Here is a 2,821-nt window from a genome sequence, read left to right as displayed (position 1 = left end):
AAAGCTTATTTTTTGATACTCATTTTTTCGGCAGGGTTGTTTTTTGTTTGTTTCCATAGGATACTAAAAGTGTTTAATTTTTAGTCAACCTATTTTAGGACGAGAGGTTGCCCAAGCTGGGTGATAACGTTTTGCAGCTACAAGAAGTTGCGTAGTTCATTCACTGACAATTACAAATATAGACAAAACTTTGATTCAACAATTACCATTTCTGATAAATCCCATAACTAGCAATTTCTTGTAACTGCTGTTGTGCGTAGTTTTTTCATATATGTTTTGGTAATTCAATTTATATCTATACTTTTGCACTTAACTAATAGGTTAAGTTTTGGAAGTATATTATTTAATACATAATTGTGATGAGACAAAGTTTAGATTATTTCTAAACCAAAGCAATTCCGATATATGTAAAAAATTTAACGAAATAAATAAAAATACAAAACTTTTTAGAAAGTTTATTTTAGTTATTGAAGCAGTAAAAACTAAAGTTCATAATAAAACACAGTTTAATTGGGAAATGAGTTTTGATTGTGGTGAAGTATATGCGATAAAAATAGATAATCATAGATTTTATACACTTGTTGTAGTAAATTCTGGATATAGAGAGCTATATATGAGTAGATACGGAAAAAAAGAATCTCAAGAAAATACCAAAAAATTAATCAGCACTATTAGTTCAATTGAAAATATTTCAATTCAAAAAGCACTTTTATGAAAGAGTTATTAAAAAATAATTATTCTATTCAATCTTATTTAGACGAAAATAGAGATAAAATTGATGAGTCATTAGTTAGTCTAAGACTTATGAAAGAAATTGATGAGTTTTTAGACTATAAGAACGTTAATCAAAGAGAATTTTCTTCTACTTTGGGATGTTCTGAAGCATATATTAGTCAATTAATGTCTGGAACTAAAAAGTTCAATACATCTTTTATAAATAAGTTTGAAAAACAATATGACGTTGAAATCAATTTTAAAATAAAGTCTAAAAAAAGAGAAGAGTTTTTTTCTGAATTATCTGGTTCATCAATTCAAATTAATGTTAATATTTTAACTGTTATTTCTTCTGAAAAAGTTTATTCATTTGAAAATAGATACCAAGATTATTTTAGAGTTGAATCAGAACAAATGCTTAAATTAAATTACAATGAAAAGTAAAAAAGACAATATAAAGGAAGATTCAAAAGAAATTACTTTAAATATGAGATTTAAAGATATTAAAGTCATTAAATTTTCACAATTTGACCTTGAAAATGAAATAAATTCTTTAAAAGAACCACTTGTCGAGTTTCAAACTAATTTTCAATTTAGAGCAATAGAAAAAGAAGATTTGTTGGCTTGTTTGATTACCGTAAAACTTGTTTTATTATCTACAAAAGAAGATTTTGCAGAACTAAAGGTTGAGAGCTTTTTTGAAATAAAACCTTTTTCCGATGTAATAAAAAAAGTTGAAAACAATTTTGATATTCCTGATGGAATACTTGTTAATATAGCTTCTTTATCAGCAAGTACTGTTAGAGGAATTCTTTTTGAAAAACTTAAAGGAACAATAGTTGAAAAAGAAATTTATCCATTGATTGATATTAATTCGTTATTTAAAGAATTCAGAAAAAAATAATATAATAACGTGTCTTTTTAACAGGTTTTTCTTAAAATTACGCACAACGTTTCGCCGCTAACCGACTGTTGCGAAGCCAGCGAACTGCGTACTGTCTGCTAAGATAATAGTTTTACGTGAAAAACAAACGTGAAACCATGAAAATCCAGCAATAGCGGTTAACGGCTGTTGTGCGTAGTGCCTAGTTACAGCAAGCACTTAGATTAAATAATTCATTAGCTTCAGTTGAAGAAAGTATCCTATTATAAATTATAACATCATCAATTAAACCATTATAGAATTTTCCAATAAATAAATCACCTTGATTCAAAATTGGGCAATTGTAAGGCCCAGTTCCGCTTGAAACTAGAATACCATTTACATACATTTGATTGTTTGTGTTATTTGAAGTTATTACTACATGTTGCCAATTTGTATTCACAATTCCAGTATCTGACAAACCTCCATTTGGTAAATGTGTAATTAGAAAACCATTTGAAAAACCTATCGACCATTCACCACGTGAATAATTATTACAAGCAATTTGATCATCTCTACAAATAAACACGCCATAACCAGCAATATGATCATTAGATTTATACCAAAATGAAATTGATAGATTGTTTACCGGTAAATTGTCTAAAAAAGTTGGATTTGTATATTTTAAAAATTCATTATTTGCGTTATTGAATTGATAAGCACAATTTGGATTTCCATCACGATCAATTCCTGAACTAGCTGTAGTTGGATTTATCAAATTATAATTATTTCCAGATGAATCATTTAAAGAACCGCCTCCAAAAGAATAAAAAGCAATAACACCATTTTGTAAATTAGTTGGCAAACAATTCAAAGATTGAAAGTTGTTATTTTCTTCTTGTTTTTCGCAACTCATTGCTGAAAGTAATAATATCGCAATGACTATTTGATTTATTTTTTTCATATTTATCTTTCTTTAATGATGATATTAAAGTCTTTTGGATGCGTGACTTCTCCGCATTTTTTTTTTGGCATTACGCACAACGTTCCGCCGCTTGGCGAATCAGCGGCAATTTAAGAAAAATATCTTAGAAAATCCAGATTGGAAAATACGGAGGATTTTCCAAGAAAGACAAAACCAGCTGTTTCGCCAAACGGCTGTTACCACTTCGGTTTTGTTCTAACTTGAGCACGCAAAGTAACCAGTATCATTTTCCATTTTCTGCTTCGCTTTCTAGTTTCAGC

The 2,821-nt window shown here is 28.4% G+C and carries 4 protein-coding genes; 3 read left to right on the top strand and 1 reads right to left on the bottom strand.

Annotation, left to right across the window (positions count from 1 at the left end):
• Positions 1-328: 328 nt before the first annotated feature.
• The 3 genes from ACIQ2L_RS13390 to ACIQ2L_RS13380 are packed head-to-tail and all read left to right on the top strand — an operon-like array spanning position 329 to position 1,618.
• Entirely contained in the window at positions 329-715 is a 387-nt protein-coding gene (locus ACIQ2L_RS13390) for a hypothetical protein (RefSeq protein ID WP_396159663.1), read from the top strand.
• A complete protein-coding gene (locus ACIQ2L_RS13385) occupies positions 712-1,158 on the top strand; it encodes a helix-turn-helix domain-containing protein (protein WP_396159661.1) in 447 nt (148 codons plus the stop codon). Before ACIQ2L_RS13390 ends, ACIQ2L_RS13385 begins: the two co-directional genes overlap by 4 nt.
• Positions 1,148-1,618 carry a hypothetical protein gene (locus ACIQ2L_RS13380; protein ID WP_396159659.1) on the top strand — a complete coding sequence of 157 codons (471 nt, stop codon included), beginning with the start codon at positions 1,148-1,150 and terminating at the stop codon, positions 1,616-1,618. The genes ACIQ2L_RS13385 and ACIQ2L_RS13380 overlap by 11 nt, the downstream gene beginning before the upstream one ends.
• Before the next feature lie 181 nt (positions 1,619-1,799).
• Here the strand turns inward: ACIQ2L_RS13380 and ACIQ2L_RS13375 are convergent, their stop codons facing one another.
• Positions 1,800-2,540, bottom strand: a complete 741-nt coding sequence (locus tag ACIQ2L_RS13375; RefSeq protein WP_396159656.1) for a LamG domain-containing protein — start codon at positions 2,538-2,540, stop codon at positions 1,800-1,802.
• Positions 2,541-2,821: the final 281 nt, after the last annotated feature.

This window comes from Flavobacterium sp. (assembly GCF_044369455.1).
Classification (GTDB): Bacteria; Bacteroidota; Bacteroidia; order Flavobacteriales; family Flavobacteriaceae; genus Flavobacterium.
The sequence above is the reverse complement of the archived record's forward strand: the minus strand, read 5'-3'. Positions and strand labels throughout refer to the sequence as shown.

Coding starts and splice junctions, on each gene's coding strand:
- ACIQ2L_RS13385 (WP_396159661.1), top strand. CDS start 712: ATGAAAGAGTTATTAAAAAATAATTATTCTATTCAATCTTATTTAGAC.
- ACIQ2L_RS13380 (WP_396159659.1), top strand. CDS start 1,148: ATGAAAAGTAAAAAAGACAATATAAAGGAAGATTCAAAAGAAATTACT.
- ACIQ2L_RS13375 (WP_396159656.1), bottom strand. CDS start 2,540: ATGAAAAAAATAAATCAAATAGTCATTGCGATATTATTACTTTCAGCA.